This is a genomic window from Streptomyces sp. CY-1, from assembly GCF_047218265.1.
GTDB lineage: Bacteria > Actinomycetota > Actinomycetes > Streptomycetales > Streptomycetaceae > Streptomyces > Streptomyces niphimycinicus.
Genome location: NZ_CP178393.1, coordinates 9,217,326 through 9,239,224 on the forward strand (window position 1 = coordinate 9,217,326; position 21,899 = coordinate 9,239,224).

Annotated in this window: 19 protein-coding genes and 2 pseudogenes; 10 read left to right on the forward strand and 11 right to left on the reverse strand. The window is 71.4% G+C overall.

Translation table 11 applies throughout. From position 1 onward, the window contains the following. The first annotated feature begins 361 nt into the window (after positions 1-361). The 3 genes and pseudogenes from ACK1X7_RS39665 to ACK1X7_RS39675 form a co-directional block, all read left to right on the forward strand. Positions 362-1,336: an SAM-dependent methyltransferase gene (locus ACK1X7_RS39665; RefSeq protein WP_385145851.1), complete on the forward strand. Its 975-nt coding sequence runs from the start codon at positions 362-364 to the stop codon at positions 1,334-1,336. 5 nt (positions 1,337-1,341) lie between these two features. Beyond that, complete coding sequence (locus ACK1X7_RS39670; RefSeq protein ID WP_385145853.1) at positions 1,342-1,551, forward strand: hypothetical protein; 210 nt, start codon at positions 1,342-1,344, stop codon at positions 1,549-1,551. Positions 1,552-1,618: 67 nt separating this feature from the next. After that, positions 1,619-2,029: pseudogene (locus ACK1X7_RS39675) on the forward strand (sugar phosphate nucleotidyltransferase); the annotation flags it as partial. Positions 2,030-2,152: 123 nt separating this feature from the next. On the opposite strand, the gene ACK1X7_RS39680 reads toward ACK1X7_RS39675, so the two are convergent. The 4 genes from ACK1X7_RS39680 to ACK1X7_RS39695 are packed head-to-tail and all read right to left on the reverse strand — an operon-like array spanning position 2,153 to position 5,833. Further along, positions 2,153-3,382 carry an ABC transporter permease gene (locus ACK1X7_RS39680; RefSeq protein WP_385145855.1) on the reverse strand — a complete coding sequence of 410 codons (1,230 nt, stop codon included), beginning with the start codon at positions 3,380-3,382 and terminating at the stop codon, positions 2,153-2,155. After that, entirely contained in the window at positions 3,379-4,113 is a 735-nt protein-coding gene (locus ACK1X7_RS39685) for an ABC transporter ATP-binding protein (RefSeq protein WP_413116400.1), read from the reverse strand. Before ACK1X7_RS39685 ends, ACK1X7_RS39680 begins: the two co-directional genes overlap by 4 nt. Then, positions 4,110-5,186, reverse strand: a complete 1,077-nt coding sequence (locus ACK1X7_RS39690) for an efflux RND transporter periplasmic adaptor subunit (RefSeq protein ID WP_385145857.1) — start codon at positions 5,184-5,186, stop codon at positions 4,110-4,112. The genes ACK1X7_RS39685 and ACK1X7_RS39690 overlap by 4 nt, the downstream gene beginning before the upstream one ends. Then, positions 5,183-5,833: a hypothetical protein gene (locus ACK1X7_RS39695; protein ID WP_385145859.1), complete on the reverse strand. Its 651-nt coding sequence runs from the start codon at positions 5,831-5,833 to the stop codon at positions 5,183-5,185. Before ACK1X7_RS39695 ends, ACK1X7_RS39690 begins: the two co-directional genes overlap by 4 nt. 132 nt (positions 5,834-5,965) lie before the next feature. Between ACK1X7_RS39695 and ACK1X7_RS39700 the strand changes: the two genes are divergently transcribed. Genes ACK1X7_RS39700 through ACK1X7_RS39710 form a run of 3 tightly spaced genes read left to right on the forward strand, consistent with a single transcriptional unit; the run spans position 5,966 to position 8,669 of the window. Continuing rightward, entirely contained in the window at positions 5,966-6,661 is a 696-nt protein-coding gene (locus tag ACK1X7_RS39700; RefSeq protein ID WP_385145861.1) for a response regulator, read from the forward strand. After that, positions 6,658-8,163, forward strand: coding sequence for an ATP-binding protein (locus ACK1X7_RS39705; RefSeq protein WP_398159666.1), 1,506 nt, complete (start codon positions 6,658-6,660; stop codon positions 8,161-8,163). Before ACK1X7_RS39700 ends, ACK1X7_RS39705 begins: the two co-directional genes overlap by 4 nt. Further along, complete coding sequence (locus ACK1X7_RS39710; RefSeq protein WP_385145865.1) at positions 8,160-8,669, forward strand: hypothetical protein; 510 nt, start codon at positions 8,160-8,162, stop codon at positions 8,667-8,669. Before ACK1X7_RS39705 ends, ACK1X7_RS39710 begins: the two co-directional genes overlap by 4 nt. Positions 8,670-8,727: 58 nt before the next feature. Here the strand turns inward: ACK1X7_RS39710 and ACK1X7_RS39715 are convergent, their stop codons facing one another. Continuing rightward, positions 8,728-9,366, reverse strand: coding sequence for an endonuclease (locus ACK1X7_RS39715; RefSeq protein ID WP_385145867.1), 639 nt, complete (start codon positions 9,364-9,366; stop codon positions 8,728-8,730). Positions 9,367-9,422: 56 nt separating this feature from the next. Continuing rightward, positions 9,423-11,183, reverse strand: coding sequence for a PucR family transcriptional regulator (locus ACK1X7_RS39720; RefSeq protein WP_413116401.1), 1,761 nt, complete (start codon positions 11,181-11,183; stop codon positions 9,423-9,425). A 733-nt stretch (positions 11,184-11,916) separates the two neighbouring features. On the opposite strand from ACK1X7_RS39720, the gene ACK1X7_RS39725 reads away from it, so the two are divergent. After that, complete coding sequence (locus ACK1X7_RS39725) at positions 11,917-14,199, forward strand: putative bifunctional diguanylate cyclase/phosphodiesterase (RefSeq protein WP_385145871.1); 2,283 nt, start codon at positions 11,917-11,919, stop codon at positions 14,197-14,199. 274 nt (positions 14,200-14,473) lie between these two features. Here the strand turns inward: ACK1X7_RS39725 and ACK1X7_RS39730 are convergent, their stop codons facing one another. Together ACK1X7_RS39730 and ACK1X7_RS39735 are read right to left on the reverse strand one after the other, a co-directional pair. Beyond that, the gene (locus ACK1X7_RS39730; RefSeq protein WP_385145873.1) at positions 14,474-14,830 is read right to left on the reverse strand and encodes a DUF779 domain-containing protein; all 357 of its coding nucleotides are present in this window, start codon (positions 14,828-14,830) and stop codon (positions 14,474-14,476) included. A 162-nt stretch (positions 14,831-14,992) separates the two neighbouring features. Then, positions 14,993-16,602, reverse strand: a pseudogene (locus tag ACK1X7_RS39735) (FAD-dependent monooxygenase). Between the two features lie 75 nt (positions 16,603-16,677). On the opposite strand from ACK1X7_RS39735, the gene ACK1X7_RS39740 reads away from it, so the two are divergent. The 3 genes from ACK1X7_RS39740 (at position 16,678) to ACK1X7_RS39750 (ending at position 18,268) form a co-directional block, all read left to right on the forward strand. Continuing rightward, positions 16,678-17,400, forward strand: coding sequence for a TetR/AcrR family transcriptional regulator C-terminal domain-containing protein (locus ACK1X7_RS39740; protein ID WP_385145875.1), 723 nt, complete (start codon positions 16,678-16,680; stop codon positions 17,398-17,400). Positions 17,401-17,486: 86 nt separating this feature from the next. Continuing rightward, complete coding sequence (locus tag ACK1X7_RS39745; RefSeq protein WP_413116402.1) at positions 17,487-17,951, forward strand: hypothetical protein; 465 nt, start codon at positions 17,487-17,489, stop codon at positions 17,949-17,951. After that, positions 17,948-18,268: a transcriptional regulator gene (locus ACK1X7_RS39750; RefSeq protein ID WP_385145879.1), complete on the forward strand. Its 321-nt coding sequence runs from the start codon at positions 17,948-17,950 to the stop codon at positions 18,266-18,268. Before ACK1X7_RS39745 ends, ACK1X7_RS39750 begins: the two co-directional genes overlap by 4 nt. A 9-nt stretch (positions 18,269-18,277) precedes the next feature. Here ACK1X7_RS39750 and ACK1X7_RS39755 read toward each other — a convergent pair whose 3' ends face one another. The 3 genes from ACK1X7_RS39755 to ACK1X7_RS39765 form a co-directional block, all read right to left on the reverse strand. Continuing rightward, entirely contained in the window at positions 18,278-19,315 is a 1,038-nt protein-coding gene (locus ACK1X7_RS39755; protein WP_385145911.1) for a hypothetical protein, read from the reverse strand. Between the two features lie 258 nt (positions 19,316-19,573). Further along, entirely contained in the window at positions 19,574-20,599 is a 1,026-nt protein-coding gene (locus ACK1X7_RS39760) for a Leu/Phe/Val dehydrogenase (RefSeq protein WP_390793473.1), read from the reverse strand. A gap of 149 nt (positions 20,600-20,748) precedes the next feature. Next, entirely contained in the window at positions 20,749-21,894 is a 1,146-nt protein-coding gene (locus ACK1X7_RS39765; RefSeq protein ID WP_385145883.1) for a DUF475 domain-containing protein, read from the reverse strand. Positions 21,895-21,899 lie beyond the last annotated feature (5 nt).

A 21,899-nucleotide genomic window follows, 5' to 3' on the forward strand; every position in this document is an offset into this window, starting at 1 on the left:
CGGTCATCGCCCGGTGGGGGGCGTTACCCGCGATCTCGTCCTGCCGTAAATCGAGGTAATGTCGAGCGTCGCGGCCCCGGCTTTCCCAAGATTTGAACCTTCTTTCGGAAGCGGAACTTTCTATTCCAGTGGGGCGCTGAGCTGGGCGGCATCCAGGGGAAGCCCTTTCTTGTCGGAGCGCGGACATAACGCCTGAACGGCCCGGCCGGGAGCCGATCTTCTGTCGATCTCCAGCCGACATCCAAGACCTTGACATGGATTTTTAGGTGATACAGACTCTCCCGTGTAGTTACGGGGGACTACGGGGGAGGCTGGCATTCGCACTCTGGATGAGTTGGTTCGTGCCAGAAAGATTCTGGCCATGATCGAAGCCGCGGACGAGCTGGGGTTGCTCACGGAACTCGCGCGAGAACCGCTGACTCCGACCGAGATCGCCGACCGGGCCAAGATTGACCGGACCATGGCATATAATTTCCTCACCGTTCTGGTATGGAATGGAATTCTCACCCGGAATGGTGATCACTTCGCGCTCGACGAGGCCCTCCGCGCCGAGGTGACGAGCGGGGCGCTGCCCCTGCTGCGCATCGAGGGATGGGCCACCCGGGATCATCTGAACGGCGCAGGGATCGTCGCCGCGCTGCGCGGGCACCGCCGCCCGCCGGAGATCGACGACCGCTATGTGGGCGCGCTGGCCGACGCCATGCTGCGCGGCGCCCGGGCCAGCGCACCACATCTGGCCCGGCTGCCGCTGTGGCGCGACCGCGCCCATCTGGCCGATCTGGCGGGCGGCAGCGGTGGTTACGCCATCCTGCTGTGCCGGATGTATCCGCATCTCAGAGCCACCGTGTACGACCGCCGGGAGATGCTGGAGCACACCGCCCGGGCGGTGGCGGAGGCCGGGCTGGACGACCGGATCGCGCTGGAGCCATGGGAGTTGCGCGACGACCCCGTCCCGGCGGGGCACGACTGCGCGCTGCTGTCCCACGTCCTGCATCTGCTCGACGCCCCGGCGCGGGCGGAGCTGCTGGGCCGGGTCCGGGCCGCGCTGGCGGATGGCGACCCGGTCGTGGTGCACGACTTCCTGCCCGGTACGGCATCGGGTGCGCCGTCGCCGGAGGAGGCCGCCTCCGCGATCGACTGGCTGGCGAACGGCTCGGGCTTCCTGCCGGGCCCGGACGAGCTCGGCGCGGAGCTGGCGACCGCCGGAATCTCCGTGCGCGGCGTCACGCCGATCGCCGCCACCCGTACGGCCGTTGTGTCCGCGGCTTGCACGCTCGGCCTTCCGGGCCGCCATCCGAGCCCCAGCGGCTCCGCGGAACGGAAGGCCCGACGTTGAGCGACGTGACGAAGGAACTGGACGCTTCCAGACAACTGGAGGCCGCCGCGGAATCGGACGCCGCATGGGCCCGGCCGGATGGCTCCTGGGACAGCCCGGCCGCCGCCGAGTCCCCGGACGACTACCTGGAGCGGCTGCTCCGCAGCCTGGACGACCGCCGGTCCGAGCCGAGCCAGTGCGATGGTTTCGCCCTCTGTGGCGATTGGCCTTGGTAGCCGCTGGTAGTTCTTGGTAGCGGATACGGGGGCGTGAGGAGAATTCTCACGCCCCCGTCGCACCACTGTGAGTCCGGCCCGGCTCGGCCGCGATCACCACAGCGGTGTCCGGGCAACTCATGCCGTCTATTGCCTGCTCGGCGATGGCTCCCCATGGGGACTCGAACTCGCTTATGCAGAGGAATTCATCGGGGAGTGGTCCGTCGCCCCGATCCTGGGTGACAATAATTTTCATGGCGCCGGACTGGGCACGCAACCGCGGAACAGTATCCGCGTCCAGGGTGCCCGGGTGTTCGCTTATCCGGTTTCCGGCCCCAGAACATACGGCGTGGTCGACTTCGACGAGGACGGCAAGGTCCGCTCCGGCGAGGAGAAACCGGCCAAACCCAAGTCCCGTTACGCCATCCCGGGGCGGTATTTCTACGACAATCGAGTCGCGAAGATCGCTGTGGAATTGAAGCCCGGCGCCCGTGGTGAGCTGGAAATCACCGGAGGGAGTGAATTCAGCCCATCCGGACCAGGGCGATCCGCGGTGTGCGTGGCGGCGCCGAGAACGGAGCCGAGCGCCGCCACGCACACACCGGGCGACGGAATAAGGCGTTCAGGAGGCGTTGAGCGCCACGGTGGGGTGGAGACGCGAGGCGCGGATGGCGGGGTAGAGCCCCGCGAGCATGCCGATGACCAGCGTGGCCCCGAAGCCACCGGCCGCCGCCCAGGCCGGGATGACCGTCGTCCAGCCCTGGGCCTGGGCGAACGCCCAGGTCGCCACCGCGCCCAGCACCACCCCCACCAGCCCGCCGAGCGCCGACAACAGCAGTGACTCGGTGAGGAACTGAAGCCGGATGGCACCGCGGGTGGCCCCGATCGCCCGCCGCAGACCGATCTCCTGACGGCGTTCCAGCACCGAGATGACCATGGTGTTGGCCACCCCGACCCCACCCACCAGAAGCGCCACGGCCCCGAGCCCGAGCATCAGCGCCGTCAGCCCCTTGTCGGTGGTCGCCTTCGCCTCCAGGGCGTCGGAGGGCCGTGAGACCTTGACGGTGCCCTCATGGCCGGGGTTGACGCTCCGGGCCAGTACGGCCGCCACATCCTCCACCGACGCGTCCGTGGAGCGTTCGAAGATGGTGGTGGGGTGGCCGTTGAAGCCGAAGTACCGCTCGGCGGCCGGGAATCCGACCATCGCCACCCGGTCCAGCGTGGGCACCAGCTCGACCGGCCGGAGAATGCCCACGACGACCACATAGCGGTCATTGACCATGATCTTCTCGCCGGGAGCCGTGACCCCGAGCCGTTTCGCGGCGATCGAGCCGAGCACGGTCACCGGCAGCCGCTCATTGGCGGAGTTCAGCCAGACGCCCCGGTCCACCTCGGCGCCGAGCGCTTCCAGCAGATCGGGCCGGGCGGCCTGGGTGGTGACCCCGGCTGTCCGCTCCTCCGGCACCACATCGCTGCGCCGGATACGGGTGTCCACCTCGCCGGTCGCCGTGGCGTGCCGCACCGGGCCGATGCGTTCGACCATCGCGACGGCGTTCTTGGGCAGGACGACATCGTTCCCCAGCGTGTCCTCCCCGGCCTCGGCGGTGAGCAGATTGGTGCCCAGCCGGTCCAGCCGGGCCATCAGATCGGCCCGGCTGGAGGTGGAAAGACCCACCACCGCCACCATCGTGGCGATGCCGATCGCGATTCCGAGGGCGGACAGCACCACCCGGGTCCGGCGTGCCCGCAGTCCGACGGCGCCCACGCGGAGGATGTCACCGGCGGCCAGCCGGGAGGGCTTCAGCCCGCGGCCCCTGGACGTCCGTGCTGCCGCGGTCCTACGGCCGGTCATGACCTCACCTCACGGGTGGCGGTGTCGGGCGTGGCGGGCCCGGAGTCCGCGACGACCTCGCCGTCACGGAAGCGCACCCGCCGCGGCAGCGCGTCGGCGATCTCGTGGTCATGGGTGATGACACACACCGTGGTGCCCGCCGCGTTCAGCTCCCGCAGCAGCTCCAGCACGAGCTGCCCCGACGCCGAGTCGAGCGCGCCGGTCGGCTCGTCCGCGAGCAGCAGTTCGGGCTCGCCGATCAGCGCCCGGGCGATGGCCACGCGCTGCTTCTCACCGCCGGACAGCTCATGCGGCCGGTGGTCCAGCCGGTGGCCGAGGCGCACCCGCTCCAGCGCCGCGCGGGCCCGTGCCCGGCGCTCGCGCGGGCCCACCCCCGCGTACAGCAGCCCGTCCGCCACGTTGTCCACCGCGTCCCGGCCGGGGGAGAGGTGGAAGTGCTGGAAGACGAAGCCGATGTGACGGGCGCGAAGGGCGGACAACTGGGCGTCGGAGAGCGTGTTCACATCGTGGCCGGCCACCCGGACCGTGCCCGTGGTGGGGCGGTCCAGGGTGCCGATGATGTTCAGCATGGTCGACTTCCCGGAGCCGGACGGACCGACGATCGCCAGCAGTTCACCGGAGACGACGGTCAGATCCACCCCGCGCAGCGCGTGGACCCCGCCCGGATAGGTCTTGGTGGCGCCCACCAGTTCGATCACGGCCGCCGGGCGGTGCGGTGCGGTGGCGGTCACTGCTCGGCCACTCCCACCGTCATGCCCTCGCGCAGCCCGGCCCCGCTGACCTCGATCTGCCCGTCGGCCGTCATCCCGGTGTCGACCCGCACCATCCGGGTGGTGTCGCCGTTCACCAGCTCCAGTCCGTAGCCGCCGTGCTCACCGCGCAGCGCCACCACCGCCTCGACCGGGACGGCCAGCACGTTGTCGTGGCTCTCGCTGACGAAGGTCACGTTCACCGTCGCCTTGCTGTCCTCCCCGGAGGTGGCCGAACGGCCGCCGTCCAGGGTGACCTCCACGGTGATGCGGTCCTGTGCCCCGCCCGAAGCACCGTCCCCGGAGGGCTCGGGGCGGACGGTGCCGGACACCGAGCCGCGCTCGGTCCGTCCGCTGGGCAGCGTCACCTTCACCGTGGTGCCCTTGGAGGTGAGGGACACATCCTGCTGATCCAGCTCCGCCCGGACCACCGGCTTGGTGGAGGCGACGGTGAGCACCGGCGTGTCCGGGCCCACCTGATCCGCGGCCGCGGCGTCCGCGGAGACGACCTTCACCCGGTCGGGCTGGAAGACCACGTCCCCCTTGCCCACGGTGCCGGTGGGGGTGCGGTTGAGCGACTTCTGCCAGTTCTTGACGGCCGCCTTGGTCGCCGCGTCGTAGCGCGGATCGATGTACAGCCCGGCACCGAAGCCCAAGTCCCTCAGATTCCGCTCCAGTTGAAGGACATCGGAGCCGCGGTCCCCGGGCTTCATCTCGCGGAACATCGGGATCTGCCCGTACAGCAGGGTGACCGGCTTGTCGTTCAGCTCGTACAGCGCCTGCCCCTGGGTGACCGTGCTGCCCGCCTCGGCCGCCACGGTCACGGTGCCGTCGACGGCGGAGGACACCTTGCGCCGCTGGGCGTAGTCGAGCTGTCCGTCGACGGTCTTGCTCTGGACCAGATCGGTACGGACGATCTTGGCCGTGGCGGGGGGCCGGTCACCGTCCCGGGACGAGGCGTCCGCCCCGTTCCCGCCGCCGAGCGCCAGGGCGGCGGCGCCGGTCGCGGCGGCGGCGACGGCGCCACCCGCGAGCCATGCGGTACGACGCCTCACTGCATACCGTCCAGACCGTCGAGCAGCTTGTCCTTGCACGCCTCGCGCGCCTGCTTGTACACCGAGGACTCGGTGTCGATACGGGGGTTCGTCGGGTCCGGTTCACCGCCGGGTATCGCGTTGCCCGCGGACATGGTGGGGTTCTGGAACTCCGATACGCCGTGGTCCCGCATGCAGGTGGCGTGCGCGAGCATGGACTCGTAGTCCTTCTGCGCGTCCCGCCTGGGCTCGAGCTCCAGCGCCTTCCGCAGCTCGTCGGCACAGGCTCCGTCCTTGCCGCCCTTGGTCACCTCGCCGGTGCCGGTGGGGTCATCGAGTTTGCCGATCTTCTCCCAGTCGAGATGGCCACTGAGCTTGGGGTCGGGGAAGTCCTTGGCCCCGCCCTTGGTGCGCATACAGCGCACATAGTCGAGCTGGGCGTCGTAGAAGGCGCTCTTGCCCTTGGCGGAGCCGCCGCCGGAATCCTTCGAGCCGCTGCCGGAGTCCTTCGAGTCGCCGGTCTTCCCGCCCGGAGCGGAGGCCACCCCCTCCACCCTGGTGGAATCGCCGTCACCGCCGCAGCCCACCGCGAGGGCCAGAACGGGCAGCGCGGCGAGGGCGGCCAGCGTGCGCCGGAAGGCGGCGCGGGACGTGGTGTGGTGTGTCATGCCGATCACCTTCCGGCGATCACATGATGGCCCGTCCATGAGCACATGATGGATGTGTAACAAAGCCCACCCGCCTTTGATTCACCGGCCTGACCAGCGGATTCCAGAGAATTCCTGGGTCATAATCGCCGCATGCCGCATGTACTGCTCATCGAGGACGACGCCTCCGTACGGGATGGAATGGAGCTCGTGCTGCGCCGCCACGGCTATCAGGTGTCGGTCGCCGCCACCGGCGAAGAGGCCCTCGCGCTGCTCGACGCCCCCGCGGAGACGGCGGGGACGGCCGTCGAACTCGCGGTGCTCGATCTGATGCTGCCCGGTATGGACGGCTTCGAGGTCTGCCGCCGGATCCGGGCCCGCTCCACCATGCCCGTGATCATGCTGACCGCGCGCGGCGACGATCCGGACATCGTCGGCGGTCTGGCGGCCGGAGCCGACGACTACGTGGTCAAACCGGTCACCGCGCCCGTACTGGAGGCCCGGATCAAGGCGGCGCTGCGGCGCGCCGACCCCGTACCGCGGCGGCCCGGAGAGGTCCACGCGGGTCTGGTCATCGACCGGGCGGGGCTGACCGTCAGCCGCGACGGCACCCCCGTCCCGCTGCCACCGACCGAACTGCGGCTGCTGCTCGAGCTGTCCGCCTCGCCGGGCCGGGTCTTCAGCCGTGAGCAACTGCTCTCCTCGGTGTGGGACCACTCCTTCCTCGGGGACTCACGGCTGGTCGACGCCGCGGTGGGACGGCTGCGCGCGAAGATCGAGGAAGTGCCCGCCCGGCCCCGCTACATCCAGACGGTGCGCGGCTTCGGCTACCGGTTCGGTCCGATATGAGGCGCTGCAAGCCGCTGAAGCGCTTCCGGCCCCGCCTGGGCGGGCTGCGCACCCGGCTCCTCATCGCCTTCGTCCTCGTCGCACTGATCAGCACCGTGACCGCCACCGCGCTCGCCTACCGCGAATCGCGCACCGCCGTGCTCGCCCGCACCCAGGACGCCTTCCAGGCCGATGTCCGCGACCGCGTCGACAGCGTCGCCCCCGACTTCGACATGCCACCCGACGTCCGCACGCTGACCGCCATGGCCGACTCGGTCTCCTCCGGGCTCTCCGGCGCCCCGCTCGTCGTCACCCGCTACCACGACCTCACCGCGTCCTCCGACGGCCTGGCGGACCGCACCCGGATCACCCCCGAACTGCGCGCCTCGGTCCGCTCCTCGGGCCGCACCCGCTTCCAGCGCGTGGAGTACCGGGGCCGGCCGTATCTGGTGGTCGGCACCCCCGTCACCTACGACGGCGGCCGGGTCTCCGGGCTCGAGGTGTTCGCCGTCACCTCCCTGCTGGCGGAGCAGGAGCACACCGACGCCCTGCTGGACTCGGTACGCGGCGGACTGCCCCCGGTGCTCGGCCTCGCCGCGCTGCTGGCCCTGCTCGCCGCCGGGACCGTACTGCGGCCGGTGCGCGAGCTGGGGCGGGCCACCCGGCGGCTGGCCGACGGCGACCTCGACTCACGGGCGGAGGTCAAGGGCCGTGATGAACTCGCCCGTCTCGCCGCTGACTTCAACACCACGGCCGACGCGTTGCGGGCCTCGGTGACCGATCTGCGCGACCAGGAGGCCAGGGCGCGCCGGTTCGTCGCCGATGTCTCGCACGAGCTGCGCACCCCGCTGGCCGCCATGACGATGGTGACGACCGTGCTCGACGAGGACGCGGCCCAGTTGCCCTCGGACGCCGCCCGCGCCGCCCGTACCGTCAGCGACGAGACGGCGCGGCTGGCCCGGCTGGTGGAGGACCTGATGGAGATGTCCCGCTTCGACTCGGGCGCGGCCCGGCTCGACGCGGCCGAGACCGACCTCGCGCCGACCCTCCGCGGCACGCTGGAACTGCGCGGCTGGACCGAACAGGTGGCGGCGCGGCTCCCGGAGGGGATACGGGCGGTGGTGGACCGGCGGCGGGTGGACGTGGCCGTGGCCAATCTCGTGGGCAACGCGCTCCGGCACGGTGCGCCGCCGGTGACGGTCACCCTCTCCGCCACCGCGGACGGGGTGGTGGTGGAGGTCACCGACCGGGGGCCGGGGCTGCCGCCCGACGCCCTCGACCAGGTCTTCGACCGCTTCTACAAGGCGGACAGCGCCCGGACCCGCTCGGAGGGCAGCGGCCTCGGCACCGCCATCGCGCTGGAGAACGCCCGGCTGCACGGCGGCACGATCGAGGCGGCCAACCGGCCCGCCGAGGAGGGCGGCGGAGCCGTGTTCACCCTGCGGCTGCCCCGCCACCCGCGGCAACCCGGCGGGCGGGACGGCGCCGGACGGGAAACGGCGGCGGGCGGTGGGGTGCGATGAGCCGCTTCCGTACGGTGGCAGGGGCAGTGGCCGGGGCCCTGGTCCTCGCCCTGGCCACGGCCGGCTGTGGAGTGCGGCCCACCGGGGTGGTGGACGGCGGTGAGCCCGCGCACGGGCTCACCAAGGATCTGCGGATCTACTACGTCCGCGGCTCCGGGCTCCAGGGCGTCACCCGCCCCGATATCACCCTCCAGGGACTCGGCGGCGTTCTCAAGCTGCTCTCCGACATGCCGGCCTGGGCCGAGGAGCGGGGGCTCGTCAACCTGGTCCAGCTCGGTTCGTACTCGACCAGCGGCACGGGCCACCGGATCACCCTCCACGCGCCCGGCGCCTCCTTCGACAGCCCACGCGACCGGCTGCCCAACGGCCAGCTCGTGTGCACCCTCGCCCGCGCCCAGTCCTTCCTGCACCGGGACGAGGCGATCCGGCCCGACGACGTCCGGGTCTCCCTGGACGACGGCGAGCGGACGTACGGCCCTTACCAGTGCTCGCAGTTCCTGACCTGAACGTGTCGCGCGGAGGCTGAATGTGTTACGTGGCGAATCAGGTGGCGGACCGAACGCGTCACGCGGCGGCGCGCACCTCCCGGGCGGCGTCCGCGTGGAGCGCGACGCGGACCAGGGCCGCGGCCAGCCGGGGAAGGTCCTTCTCGGCCACCAGCCGCCCCAGCGCCCCCGCGCTCTTCGGCAGCCCGACGCGCTCGGCGCCCTCCAGCGCCTTGCGGTCGAAGTACGGGGCGAACTCGGGCCAGACGCCCTGCGCCTCGCGCAGGAAGATGTTCACCCCGGCGGGCCCGATGCCCTTGACCTCCGCCAGCAGCTTCTTCGGGTCCCCGGCCTCGCGCATCCGCCGCAGATCGCCCCCGTACTCGCGGTTCACCAGCTCGGCCGCCGCACCGAGCTGGGTGGCGGTCCGCTCGTCGTAACGCCGGTAGCCGCCCTCGCCCAGTGCGTCGACCCGCTGCTGCCAGGTGGCCTCCGCCATCCGCCGCGGATCCCGCATCCCGGCGTCGAAGAGGGCGCGGGCGGCGGCGACGGCGATATCGGAGCTGATCCGCGCGGACAGCAGATGCGCGAGTACGAGGAGCTGGTAGAGCGGGCCGGGAGTGTCGCGGAGCTTGATCCCGGCCTGCGTGGCGAAGGTCGTGCCCTGCTGGTCGAGCAGGGTGCGCGCCACGCTCGCGTATCTGTCGCCCATTGCCATCCCGCCTCGTCGTGTGGTGCCGTCGCGTCGGTCACGGGTGCCCGGTGGCGCCGCGCTCACTCGGGGCCGCCGCGCATGACCTTCCAAATGCGGGTGGCCACCTGGAGGTTGAGCCTGCTGTCCACATCCGCGAGATTGCTTCCGCTGATCTCGCGGATGCGCTGGAGCCGGTAGCGCAGGGTCGAGCGGTGGATCACGAGCGCCTCGGCCGTCTCGCTGTAGTTGCCGCCGCGGTCGAAGTACTGGGAGAGGGTCTCCACCAGGTCGGTGTGGTGCAGGGCGTCGTAGTCCAGCAGCGGGCCCAGCCACTCCCGGACGAACCCCTCGACCTCCCGGTGGTCGCTCCCGGTGCGCAGAATCCGGTACAGCCCCAGGTCGTCGTAGAACGTCATGCCGCTCGCGCTGTTGGAACGGCGGCGCACCTCCAGCGCCCGCAGCGCCTCCTGGTACGAGCGGGGCACCTCGTGCGGGGTGTCGCAGGCGGCGCCCACCCCGATCGCCCCGCTGTCCGTGCCGAGCTCACGGCTCAGCGCCGAGTGCAGCGACCGCTCGCCCGGTGCGCTCTGGGCCACCAGGACCGCCGCGTCCGAGCGCAGGGCGGGCAGGATCCGCAGGCCCATGCCCGTGGCCGCCCGGCTCACGGATTTGAGGAACACGTCGTCGGCCGGGCGGTCGCTCCAGCGCACCACGATCACATGGTGCGGACCGTGCAGATCGTGGCCGACCGCCTCCGCGCGGGCGTACGCACTGGTGTCGTCCGCGCCCGAGAGCAGATCGTCGACCAGCTCCCGCCGCAGCCTCAGCTCCACCTGGGCCAGCTCGCGCAGATGGGCCAGCTCCAGGCCCAGCGAGGTAGCGGCGTGGTCCAGCGCGCGCCCCGCCCGCTCATCGGCCCGGCCGTCCGGGTCCACCAGGAACAGCACGCCCAGCACCTCGCCACACGGATCCGCCACCGCGACCAGCCGTTCCCGCACCCGCACCGGGCGCGCCCGGCGGGCGGCCTCTCGCAGCAGCTCCTCGCGCTGTGCCGGATCGGGCTTGGGGTAGGGGTCCGGGCGGCCGGGGCCCGCCCAGGCCCGGAGGTTGCCGAACCGGTCCTCGGCGGCGGCCGCCAGCCCGGTGATCCGGTACAGCGTCCGGACGATCCCGTCCTCGCCGTCACCGTGGGCGGCCGAGCGGGCGAGGGCGTCATGCACCTCCCGCAACTGGGAGAGATCGGTCAGCGAGGCGTCCAGCCGCCGCCGAATCGCCTCCCGCTCGTCCCATGCCCGGCGCAGCTCCAGGGCCTGGGCGCGCTCGCGGCGGTGCGCGGCGGCGGCGGACAGGGCCGCGGCGGTCTGCCGTACGAGCAGGGTGAGCAGCAGCCGTTCGTCCTCGCCGGGCCGGTCGCGGTAGCTCACGACCAGGGCGCCGTACAGGCCGTCCGGCGCATGGGGACCGTCGGGCGCGTGTGGTGTGCCCGGTGCGCGCGGCCCGCCGGGTTCGCGCAGCCCGAATGCCCAGCCCCAGGCCCGCCGGGGGAGCCGCACCGGCCCGTCCCGTCCGGCCAGCTTCCTCACCTGCGCGTCCAGGGCCTCGGTGGCGCGCCGGCCGTCGTGCGGACAGCGGACGAGACCCTCGCCGAGCCGTAGGTATCCCGCCTCGGCGCGGCCGGTCCCGACCGCGCCGACCTGGGCCATCGCCCGGCGCAGTATCTCTGCCCCGTCCTGGCCGTCGCTTCCGTCGCTCCCGTCGGTCCCTTCGATCCCGTCGAAGCTGGTGAACAGGGTCAGACAGCGGTGCAGCAGCAGATCGTGGGCGACACCTGGTGGGGCCATTCGGTCACTCCGTGCGTCCTCATGTGTCCTGTGCGTCCTCATGCCTACTCGAGATGGCTTCTGGAGATGCCTCCTCGATCGAGATGCCTCCTCGGGGAGATCCGCCCGGGCGAGTACCCACTTCATGGCAATTCACCGCATGAGGGCGAAAACGGTGCACGCATTTCGATCTCCTGGGCGCAGTGGACGGGCCCGGAGGGGGAGCGGACGGGCCGGGAGGACGTGTCTCCCGTCTCCTCGCCCGGTGCGGCGGTCGGAGCGCGGGGACGTGATGGATTTCCCAATTCGACTGCCTCCGGGCAGGATTGGCGGTGCGTCAGAAGGCGGATCCCGACGGGTTCAGCGGAGCCGCTTTCAATGGCCCGCCCTCTGGAGGGTCGAGGTCAGCGCGGGGTTCGAGCCGCTGGCAGATGCCGGTGGCAGGTGCCCGGCATCCCCCGGTGGCGCACGTCTCCATGATCAGATCCGGATTACAGTTTTCCGTTTTTCCTTTCCTTATCGAACGGTTGATCAGTAATCTCGCCTCAGCAGCGGGTTGCCGTGCCGCTCTTCGTCGTGCTCAACTTCCCCGAGGACGCGGACGACCCGAGGGCGGCCCCGGAAGCCGGAAGAGGGCGAAGGAAGTGCAGGACGTGGAAGCCGCCTGGCGGCCGGAGGGCATCGACGCCACAGGCGAGGACGCGGCACGTGACAGGGACACAGCCCATGGCGGCTGCCCCGGGGAGCGCGCGATATGACCTCCGAATCGGGCGGGCCGAGATGTGACCGCGGCGCCGGGGACGCCGCCGGGCACCTCGCCCCCACGGAGAACGATGCGCTGAGGCGGTTCGCGGGCATCTGGTGCCGGGCCGTCCACCCGCTGGCGACCACGACGATGACCCCCGACGAGTTCGAGGTCTATCTGCTGCCGCTGGCCCACCGGTTGAGCGCCGCCCTGCGCGGCTCTCCCTTCGACACCGAGGCGGCGTACGCGGTCGGGGCCGCGCTGGTGAACGCCCAGTGCACCGAGCCCGAGGCGCTGCCCGCCATCCTGGGCGTCATCGACGCGCACCTGGTGTCCTGCTCGTCGCCCCCCGGGCACCCGTCCTCCGGGCCGCCCTCCGCCGCGCCGTCCGCCGAACTGCCCGCCGCGCCCGGCCATGAGCCCCTGGCCGAGGAGCACGAGCCCCTGACCGAGGAGGAGGCGCGCGCCCGCTGCGTGCGGCTGCAACACGCCCTCGCCGCCGGGTTCGTCCGCGAACTGCGCAAGTGCGAGCGCGATGAGCAGGAGGCCATCTCGCGGGCCGCGCTGGCCGCCCGGACCGAGGCCGAGAAGGCGCTGCACGCGAGCGAGGCCAAGTTCCAGGCCGTCTTCGAGGGTGCCGTCATCGGCGTGGGCATCGCCGGACTCGACGGCGAGGTGCTCGTCGTCAACGACGCCATGGCCCGGATGTTCGGCGGGATGGACTTCTTCCGCCCCGGCCGCAACGTCACCGAATTCGTCCACCCCGACGACGTACCGGGCGCCCATGAGCTCTACCGCGAGCTGGTCAACGGGGAGCGCGACCACTTCCGCATCGAGAAGCCGCACTACCGCGACGACGGCAGCGAGCTGTGGACCAATCTCACGGTCACCCTGCTGCGCGACTCCAGCGGCGCCCCGCAGTATCAGCTCGCCCTCGCCGAGGACATCACCGAGCACCGGCAGTTGCGGGAGCGGCTGCGCTACGAGGCCACCCACGACGAGCTGACCGGACTGCCCAACCGCACCCTGTTCCTGGAGCGGCTGGACCAGGTGCTGGCCGCGGGCGCGGACGCCGAGCGGTTCGGCGTGTGCTATCTGGACCTGGACGGCTTCAAGGCCGTCAACGACAGCCTCGGACACTCCGCCGGTGACCGGATGCTCAAGGCCGTCGCCAAGCGCCTCCAGAACTGTGTGAAAGCTCCCGCCGAGCTGATCGCCCGGGTCGGCGGCGATGAGTTCCTCGCCCTGGTCACCGGCCCCGCGGCGCAGGCCGACGGCGCCGGGCTGGCCCGCCGGATGCTCGCCGCGCTCGCCGAACCCGTCCGGGTCGAGGGCCGTGAGCTGCGGGTACGGGCCAGCATCGGCGTGGTCGACGGCCGGGCCGGGGAGATCGGCCGGGCCGAGGTGCTGCGCAGCGCCGACATCACGATGTACCGGGCCAAGGCCGCGGGCGGCAATCGCTATGAGATCGCCGACGCCGACTCCAACGCCCGGGTGATCGCCCGCCACAGCCTCACCAACGGACTGCCCTCCGCCCTGGAGAAGGGCGAGTTCTTCATCGAGTACCAGCCGCTGGTACGGCTCACCGACGGCACCGTGCGCGGTGCGGAGGCGCTCGTACGCTGGCTGCATCCGGTGCACGGGGTGCTCGGCCCCGACCAGTTCATCCCGCTCGCCGAGGACACCGGGCTGATCGTCCCGCTCGGCCGCTGGGTGCTGGAACAGGCCGCCCGGCAGGCGCGGGAGTGGCGCGACGCCGACGAGGAGGACGGCGAGCCGCTGCGCGTCAACGTCAATCTCTCGCCGTGCCAGCTAAGCCACCCCACGCTGGTCTCCGACACCGTGGCGGTCCTGGAGAACGCCGGGCTGTGCCCCAGTGCGCTGTGCCTGGAGGTCACCGAGAACGACCTCATCGGCGCCGACGAGAGCGCCCTGCGGCCCCTGCGGCAACTCGCCGACCTCGGCGTGGACATCGCCCTGGACGACTTCGGCACCGGCTACTCCAACCTTTCGTACCTGCGCCGGCTCCCGGTCTCCACGCTCAAGCTGGACCGTTCCTTCACCCGGGGCATGCAGCGCGCCCCGGCCGATCCGGTCGACGTCAAGATCGTCGAGGGCATCGTCTCGCTCGCCCACACGCTGGACCTCGCGGTGACGGTCGAGGGCGTGGAGACGGCCGTACAGGCCGAGCATCTCCGGGGCCTGGGCTGCGACACCGCCCAGGGCTGGTACTACGCCCGCCCGGGCCCGCCCGAGCGACTGCACACCCTGGCACTGGCCGACGCGAGCTGAGGCCACGAGGGGGAGATGCGCACCGCCTTGCCGGCGCCACGCGCCGCGCAGGCGGTGTGCCGCGCGGGTGACGCGCCGCGCGGAGGATGCGCCTACAGGTCACGCGCCGCGTTGGCGATGCGTCGCACAGGTGGCGCGCCGCGCAGGGGACGTTCCAAGCGGGCGAGGTGTCCCGCAGGCCACGCGCCTTGCAGACGCCGGACCCCGCAGACGCGGCGCCCCGCAGGTGAACGTGCCGAGCAGGCCACCGCCCCCGGCAGATGCCGCGCCGGGCTCAGCTCGCCGTGTCGTCCAGCAGCCTTGAGCGGATCAGGAAGCGCACACCCTCCGGTGCCTCCAGGGAGAAGCCGCTGCCGCGCCCCGGCACCACGTCCACCGTGAGATGCGTATGCGCCCACCGCTCGAACTGCGAGGCCGACATCCAGAAGCCCACCGGCTCCTCGACCCCGTCCACCTCCAGCTCCGCGAGCAGCACATCCGACCCGCCCGTACGGAACTCGCCGAGCGGATAGCACATCGGCGCGCTGCCGTCGCAGCAGCCGCCCGACTGGTGGAACATCAACGGGCCGTGCTCCGCTCGCAGTTGGCGGATCAGGTCGGCCGCGGCCGGGGTCAGCGCGATACGTTCCATGGGCGATCCCTCTCCGATCATGCTCACCGAGCGGTCAGGGGCCAAGCCCAGCGAACCCCTCGCCACGTTGCGAGAACGTTGCCCACGCGACGTCCCGCGACCGGGCCCGGCCCCCGTGACCGCGACCGTCCGTGACGGGCACGTCGGCCGAACGGCAGCGGCTCACCCCACTTGCCCCACCGGCCCCACCGCCTCGCCCTCGGGCGAGCCCGTCGGCGCGCCGGTCCATCGGCGCAGGGCGGCTTCCAGGCCGGTGACGGCGGTGAGGTCGGTGGTGTCGGAGGCCCAGGCGACGACTCCGTCCGGGCGTACCAACACCCCGGTCGGCGTCGCGTGGTCGTCGCGCACGAAGCTCACCCGCCCGGCCCAGGCCGAGGCGCGGCGGGCGAACGTGCCGTCCGGAGTGCCGTCGAGCAGCAGGAACCCGCCGCCGTGACCGTGGTCGACCAGCCGGGAGCCGTCCCCCAGTCGCAGGTCGGGGACGTACCGGCCGATCAGCGGATGGTCGCCGGGCAGGTCGACGCGCTGCGTGACACCGGAGATCTTCTTGACCGCGTAGGTCGCGCCCTCCCGGGTGCTGAGCAGATCGGCGACGACCTCCCGGAGCGCGGCCGACTTGGCGTCCCCGCGCATCACCCCGATCTGGGCGCGCGTCCAGTCCAGCACCCAGGCGCCAAGCGGACGCCGCTCGGCGTCGTACGTGTCGAGCAGCCCTTCGGGTGCCCATCCGGCGACCACGGCACCGAGCTTCCACCCGAGGTTCATCGCGTCGCCGACCCCGAGGTTGAGCCCCTGACCGCCGAACGGCGAGTGCACATGCGCGGCGTCGCCGGCCAGCAGCACCCGCCCCGCCCCATAGGTGGCGGCCTGGCGGGCGTTGTCGGTCCAGCGGGTCGCGGCGCCGTGCAGCGCGGTCAGTGTGACGTCGGTGCCCGAGACCCGGCGCAGACTGGTCTGCACGTCATCGAGGGTGACCGGCGCCAGGGGGTCCCCCCGCGCGAGCGAAGCCGAGCGTGGGGGAGGTCGGCGGGAGGGCCGTCGAACTCCACGGTGACCACTCGCCCGGGCTGTGGCCCGTAGCGGTACGTCCCCCGGGCCGACCACACCCATCCGTCGGCGAGCATCGAAGCGTCGGCGATATCGGCGACGGCCAGGTGTCTGGTGAGTTCGGGGCCGGTGCCGGGGAAGTCGATGCCCGCGAGGCGGCGTACGGTGCTGCGCCCGCCGTCGCATCCGACCAGCCACCCGGTGCGCACCGGTCCGGCGGTGGTGCCGACGAGCACGCCGTCGCCGGTGTCTTCGAGCGCGGTGACCTCCACCCCGCGACACACCGGTAGGCCGAGTCGCGCGACATGTCCGGCCAGCAGCTCCTCCAGTTCGCGCTGCGGCACCAGCTTGCCTCCGTCGACCGCGGTGTGGGCGGCGAGGTCGGGATCGGACCAGTCCACGAGGTCGGCGTCGAGGACCATTCCGGCGAAATGCCCGGTGAACGGTGGCCCGGGCGCGGGCCGTCCGCCACCGGGCGGCTGGTCGTCGGCCGTACGGGCGAACGACCCCACCCGCTCCAGCATCTCCCGCTGCACCTGTTCGGCGGCGGGCAGCAGGCCGCGGCGGTCCAGCGCCTCGGCCGTCGGCACGTTGATCGCCCCCGCCTTCATCGCCTCGCTCGGTTCGGCCAGCCGCTCGAGTATCTGCACCCTCGCCCCGCAGAGCGCCAGCTCCGCGGCGAGCACGAGGCCCACCGGCCCGGCTCCGACCACGGTCACGTCCATGTCCTGGTTCACATCCACTGTTACGAACAGTGTTCTATGTACGAACAGTGTTCGTGTCAAGCTATGATGGGTCGGGTGAACCCGAGAGAGCGACGCGCGGCGCGCCACCAGCCGCCGAACCCCGACGCCGAAGCCGCCCCCGGGCCGCGGCGCCGCACGGCCCCGATCACCGTGGAGCAGGTCATCGACACCGCCCTGGATGTCGTCGCCGCGGAGGGCTATGAGGCGCTGACCATGCGCCGGCTGGCCGGTGCGCTCGACACCGGACCCGCCTCGCTCTACGCGCATGTGGTCAACAAGGCCGACCTCGACGAGCTGCTCATCGGGCGGCTGTGCGCCGAGCTCGTCCTGCCCGAGCCCGACCCCGTGGCCTGGCGGGACCAGATCCGCGGTGTATGCGCCCAGATGCGCGACCAGTACCTGAAGTACCCAGGAATCTCCCGCGCCGCGCTCGCCATGGCCCCCACCGACCTCGAGATCCTGCGCGTCAGCGAAGGAATGCTGGCGATCCTGCTCGCCGGTGGCGTCGCCCCGCAGACCGCGGCCTGGGCCATCGACGCCCTCCTGCTGTACGTGGCCGCCTACTGCCTCGAGGTGTCGATCGCGCGCCGGCGATCGGCGCGGGATGACGCTGCGTGGGTCCTCGACCGCGATGAACTGCTCCGCCGGTTCACCGCCCTGCCTGCCGAGACCTTCCCCCACACCACCCGCCATGCCGCCGAGCTCACCGCGGGTGAGGGCCACGACCGGTTCGACTTCACGCTCGCGCTGCTGGTCGACGGGCTGGCACGCCGCTAGCGGCCGGGCGCCCTCGCCGAATTCCTTGACTTTCCTGCCGGGAAAGCAGGACGATGACTTTCCTGATAGGAAAGTGAGGTCTCGTCATGGAGGACATCGCTCCTGAGCAGGCCAGTGCGGCACTGGGCGTGGTCGACCGGGCCCAACGCCAGGTGGCCGAGGAAGTCGGCCTGCCCCGCGGCTACTGGTGGGCGATGGCGGGCGGCTGGCTTCTGCTGGGCGTACTCGGCAACGTACTGCCGCAGTGGCCGGCCGGGATCGCGACCGTGGCCTTCGGCGTCGGACACGGGTGGCTCGCCTCCCGTCTGCTCGACGGCCGTCGGCGCACGGACCGGCTCCAGGTGAGCGCGGCGGTCGCCGGCCACCGCATCCCGCTCGTCGTGTTCGGCATGCTGCTCGGACTCATCGGCGCCACGGTCCTGGTGGCGCTCACGCTCGACGCCGACGGCGCCGCCCACGCCGCCATCTGGGCGGCGGCGCTGATCGCGGCCGTCGTCGGGTTCGGCGGACCGGAAATCCTGCGTGTGCTGCGTCGTTGGGCGCGGGCATGACGAAGGCACGGTTCGACGAGCTGATCCATCCCAGCACCCGGCTGTCGCTGGTGGCGACACTGGCAGCCGCCGACTGGGCCGAGTTCGCCTTCCTCAAGGACCGGCTGGCGATGTCCGACTCGGCACTGTCCAAGCAGCTCACGACACTCGAAGAGGCCGGGTACGTCGCCACCGAACGCCGCCTCAGCGGCAGCCGCCGCAAGGTACGCGCCCGGCTGACCCCCACCGGCCGCGACGCCTTCAACGGCCATGTCGCCGCACTGCGGGAAATCGTCGCCGCCGCGAGTCCGGCCGAAAGGCCGGCGACTCGCTCATGACGTGTGTCTCTATCCGCTGATCCCGGGATTGCTCGCCATGATGTCCTCGGCGGTTTGCCAGAGGCGGGGCAGGAACCGGCTGACCTCCCCGGCGCGGTGGCGGATGTCTTCGGTCGAACTGATGCCGAGATCGCTGACGGCTGCGTGGAACGCGGGGGCGAGAGCGCGGTGCAGCTCGGGGGCGTCCGCCGCCAGGATGGTGTGACAGCGGGCGAAGGTCGCGATGATCCAGAAGACGGCCTCGTGGTGGTCGCCACGGTCGATGAGCTCCTGGCTGCCGTTGATCGCGATCGGCCGCGCGGACGGGGTGATGTCACTGCTGAAGAGGAACGGGGTCCTCGCGACCTCGGCGGTGGCGTCGAAGGTTCTGGTGAGCTCCCGCAGATGGTGCCGGATGCGCCGGGCGGACAGGTTCCGGCAGCCGAGGAGCTCCAGCAGCTCCGGGTAGCGGCCGAGGTGCCCGTATTCGGTGAGCACCTCACGAGCGGCCAGATAGCGCAGACGCACAGTGGGGTTGCGCAGTGCGGCGACCAGCAGCACATGGGTGGTCACACCGGTGGGGAACAGCCAGGACAGCACCTGTTCATGGAACGGCGCCGAAGCGTCGATCGCCGCGAGCCGGGTTTCGATCCGACGCCGGGCGTCCTGACACCGGCGACGAACCCAGGGCCGCGCCGCGAAGTGGCCCGCGACATGCGCCTGCACTGTGCGCAGGTGCCCGGTCGGATCATCGATGATCGCGTCGGTCCGGAAGCTTCCGGCCAGGTGATAGGAGGCGAGGACGTCGTCGGCGGAAACGAACTGGGACCAGGGCAGGTAGCTGACTTCCAGCAGTGTGCCCCGGTAACGGAGCTTGCCCGGTTTGGCGGGCGGGTCGTCCATGGCGGTGATGACGACGATGTCGACATCGGAGGAGGGCGCCAACTCGGCGTCGTCCGGCAGGCCCACCGTCGACCCGCTGAAATACGCCCCCCGAAAGCCCACATCGGAGCGGGCGTGCCGGGCAACCCATTCCACCGCGATAGAACGTCCCGCCCCTACCTTCACCACGCATCCCCCTTGCCGCGACGAGCGCATGAGCTCCATTGTCCCAGTACGCCGCGGCCGCACCCGGCAGCTACGAGCCGCGGCGAGACGACCGGACGGGCTCGGGCGGTCGGCATGACGTGGGGTCAGGGGCCCCTGTTCGGCGCCTGGAAGAGGACGAGCAGGCGCTCGGCCTCGTCGTAGGCGGTCGTCGCGGGCTCGTCGTCGCCGGGACGGCGTTCTGACGGCGGTCCGGGGCGGACAGGTTCACCGGGCGCGTCAGTGCGCGTGGAGCCGGGCTCTGGCCAGTGAGAGTGCGGCATCTGTCGGGGGCACACCGGAGCGACGCGCATGCTCGATGACCGTGGCCACGCGCTCGCCGACCTGACGGACCCGGTGCTCCGCTCGAGCGTTGTCATGGCCGAGGATCCGCTCCTCGAGGAAGATCAAGCCGCCCGCGTTGACGCAGAAGTCGGGCGCGTAGAGGATTCCGCGGGCCTCGAGCGCGGCGGCGTGCTCGGGGGCGGCGAGCACATTGTTCGCGCCGCCCGCGATGATCCGGCAGCGCAGCTCCGGCAGGGTGCGGTCGTTGACGACGCCTCCGAGGGCGCAGGGGGCGAGCACATCGCATTCGGCGACCGCCGCGGTCGCGGGGTCGATGACGCGCGCTCCAATGGTTCGGGCAACGGCATCGGCTCGTCGAGCGTCGGTGTCGGACACCAGCAGCTCCGCGGACTCCGCCGCCAGAAGGCGGGCGAGCGCGGCACCCACGTTGCCCGCGCCTTGTACGCACACGCGTACGCCCCGAAGACTCCCGTCGCCACCGGTGGCGCGCAGACACGCCCGTATCCCTTCGAGGACACCGAGCGCCGTCATGGGGGAGGGGTCGCCGTCGGCGCAGACCGGTGAGGCTACGGTGCCGATCACCTTCAGGTCTGCCTGTGTGGTGCCGACGTCGTTGACGGGGATGAAACGCCCGCCGAGGGTGGCGATGAAGCGACCGTGGGCACGCAGCAGCGCCTCGGTCTTGTCGCGTGCCGGATCACCGATGATGACGCTCCAGCCGCCGCCGAGATCGAGGCCCGCGGCCGCGGCCTTGAGGGTCATGGCCCGGGCGAGGCGCAGGCCGTCTTCGAGGGCGGCGGTCTCGTCCTCGTACGGGTACATGCGGACGCCGCCCAGCGCGGGGCCGAGCGTGGTGTCGTGGCTGACGACGAGGGATCGCAGCCCGGTCTCGGCGTCGTGGCTGAACAGCGCCTGCTCGAACCCGCCGGAGCGGAGCCGGTCAAAGATCGTGGAGGTCATCCGGGCATCGTCGCAGCGGCCACTGACAACTGGGCTCGGGTCGCGGCTTCGAGGGGACGTCCGCCGCATCGGGCACCGTCCCGGAACGGGTCCCGCCCACCGCATCAGCGAGCCGAGCCGGTTCGCCGATGCGGTGGCGGTGGCCCGGCTCAGACGCCGGAGGAGATCTCAACCTTCTCGTCGGACCCGGTGTCCCCCTCGGCCGCCTCCGGCCTGCGGTTGCGCCGGACCGAGGAGAAGAAGGACCAGGCGATCAGGACGACGCCGACCAGGCCCGTGATGACCTCGTGGATCTCGTACTGGATGGTGACGAGCAGGATCACGGCGAGGGCGCCGATCGCGTAGTGCGCGCCGTGCTCCAGGTAGACATAGTCGTCGAGGGTGCCCTGGCGGACCAGATAGACCGTGAGCGAACGGACGTACATCGCGCCGATGCCGAGGCCGAGCGCCATCAGGACGATGTCGTTGGTGATCGCGAAGGCGCCGATGACGCCGTCGAAGGAGAAGGACGCGTCCAGGACCTCCAGGTAGAGGAACATGAAGAACGCGGCCTTGCCGGCCATCACGACCGCCGGGACCTTCTTGCCGCTCCTCTTGGCCTCTTCCTCCGCCTCGTGCTCGCGCTCCTCCTCTTCCTCGAGCTTGTTCTCGAAGAAGCCGGAGAGGCCGGCGACGATCAGGTAGGTGATCAAGCCCGCGATGCCGGCGATCAGGACGGTCTCCGTCTTGTCCGCATGGATGCCGCCGTGCTGGTGGGCGTTGGTGGCGAAGGTCATCGCGGAGACGAGCAGCACGATGAGCGCGATGCAGACGGAAAGCATGTCGACCTTGCCGAGCTTGGCGAGCGGACGCTCCAGCCAGCCGAGCCACTTGATCTCCCGGTCCTCGAAGATGAAGTCGAGGAAGATCATCAACAGGAACATGCCACCGAAGGCGGCGATCGACGGATGGGCGTCGGTCACCAACTGCTGGTACTTGTCCTTGTCGTCGAGCGCGAGCCGCACCGCCTCGATCGGACCGATCTTGGCGCTGATGGCGACGATCACGACCGGGAAGACCAGGCGCATGCCGAAGACCGCGATCAGGACGCCGATGGTGAGGAAGATCTTCTGCCAGAAGGCATTCATCTTCTTCAGGATCCCGGCGTTGACCACGGCGTTGTCGAAGGACACCGAGATCTCGAGGATGGACAGGATCGCCACGACCCCGAAGCCGGTCCACCCCCCGTAGAACACCGCCGCGACCAGGCCGAGCGCGGTGACCGCGAACGACCAGCCGAACGTTTTCAGAAGCACTGGCT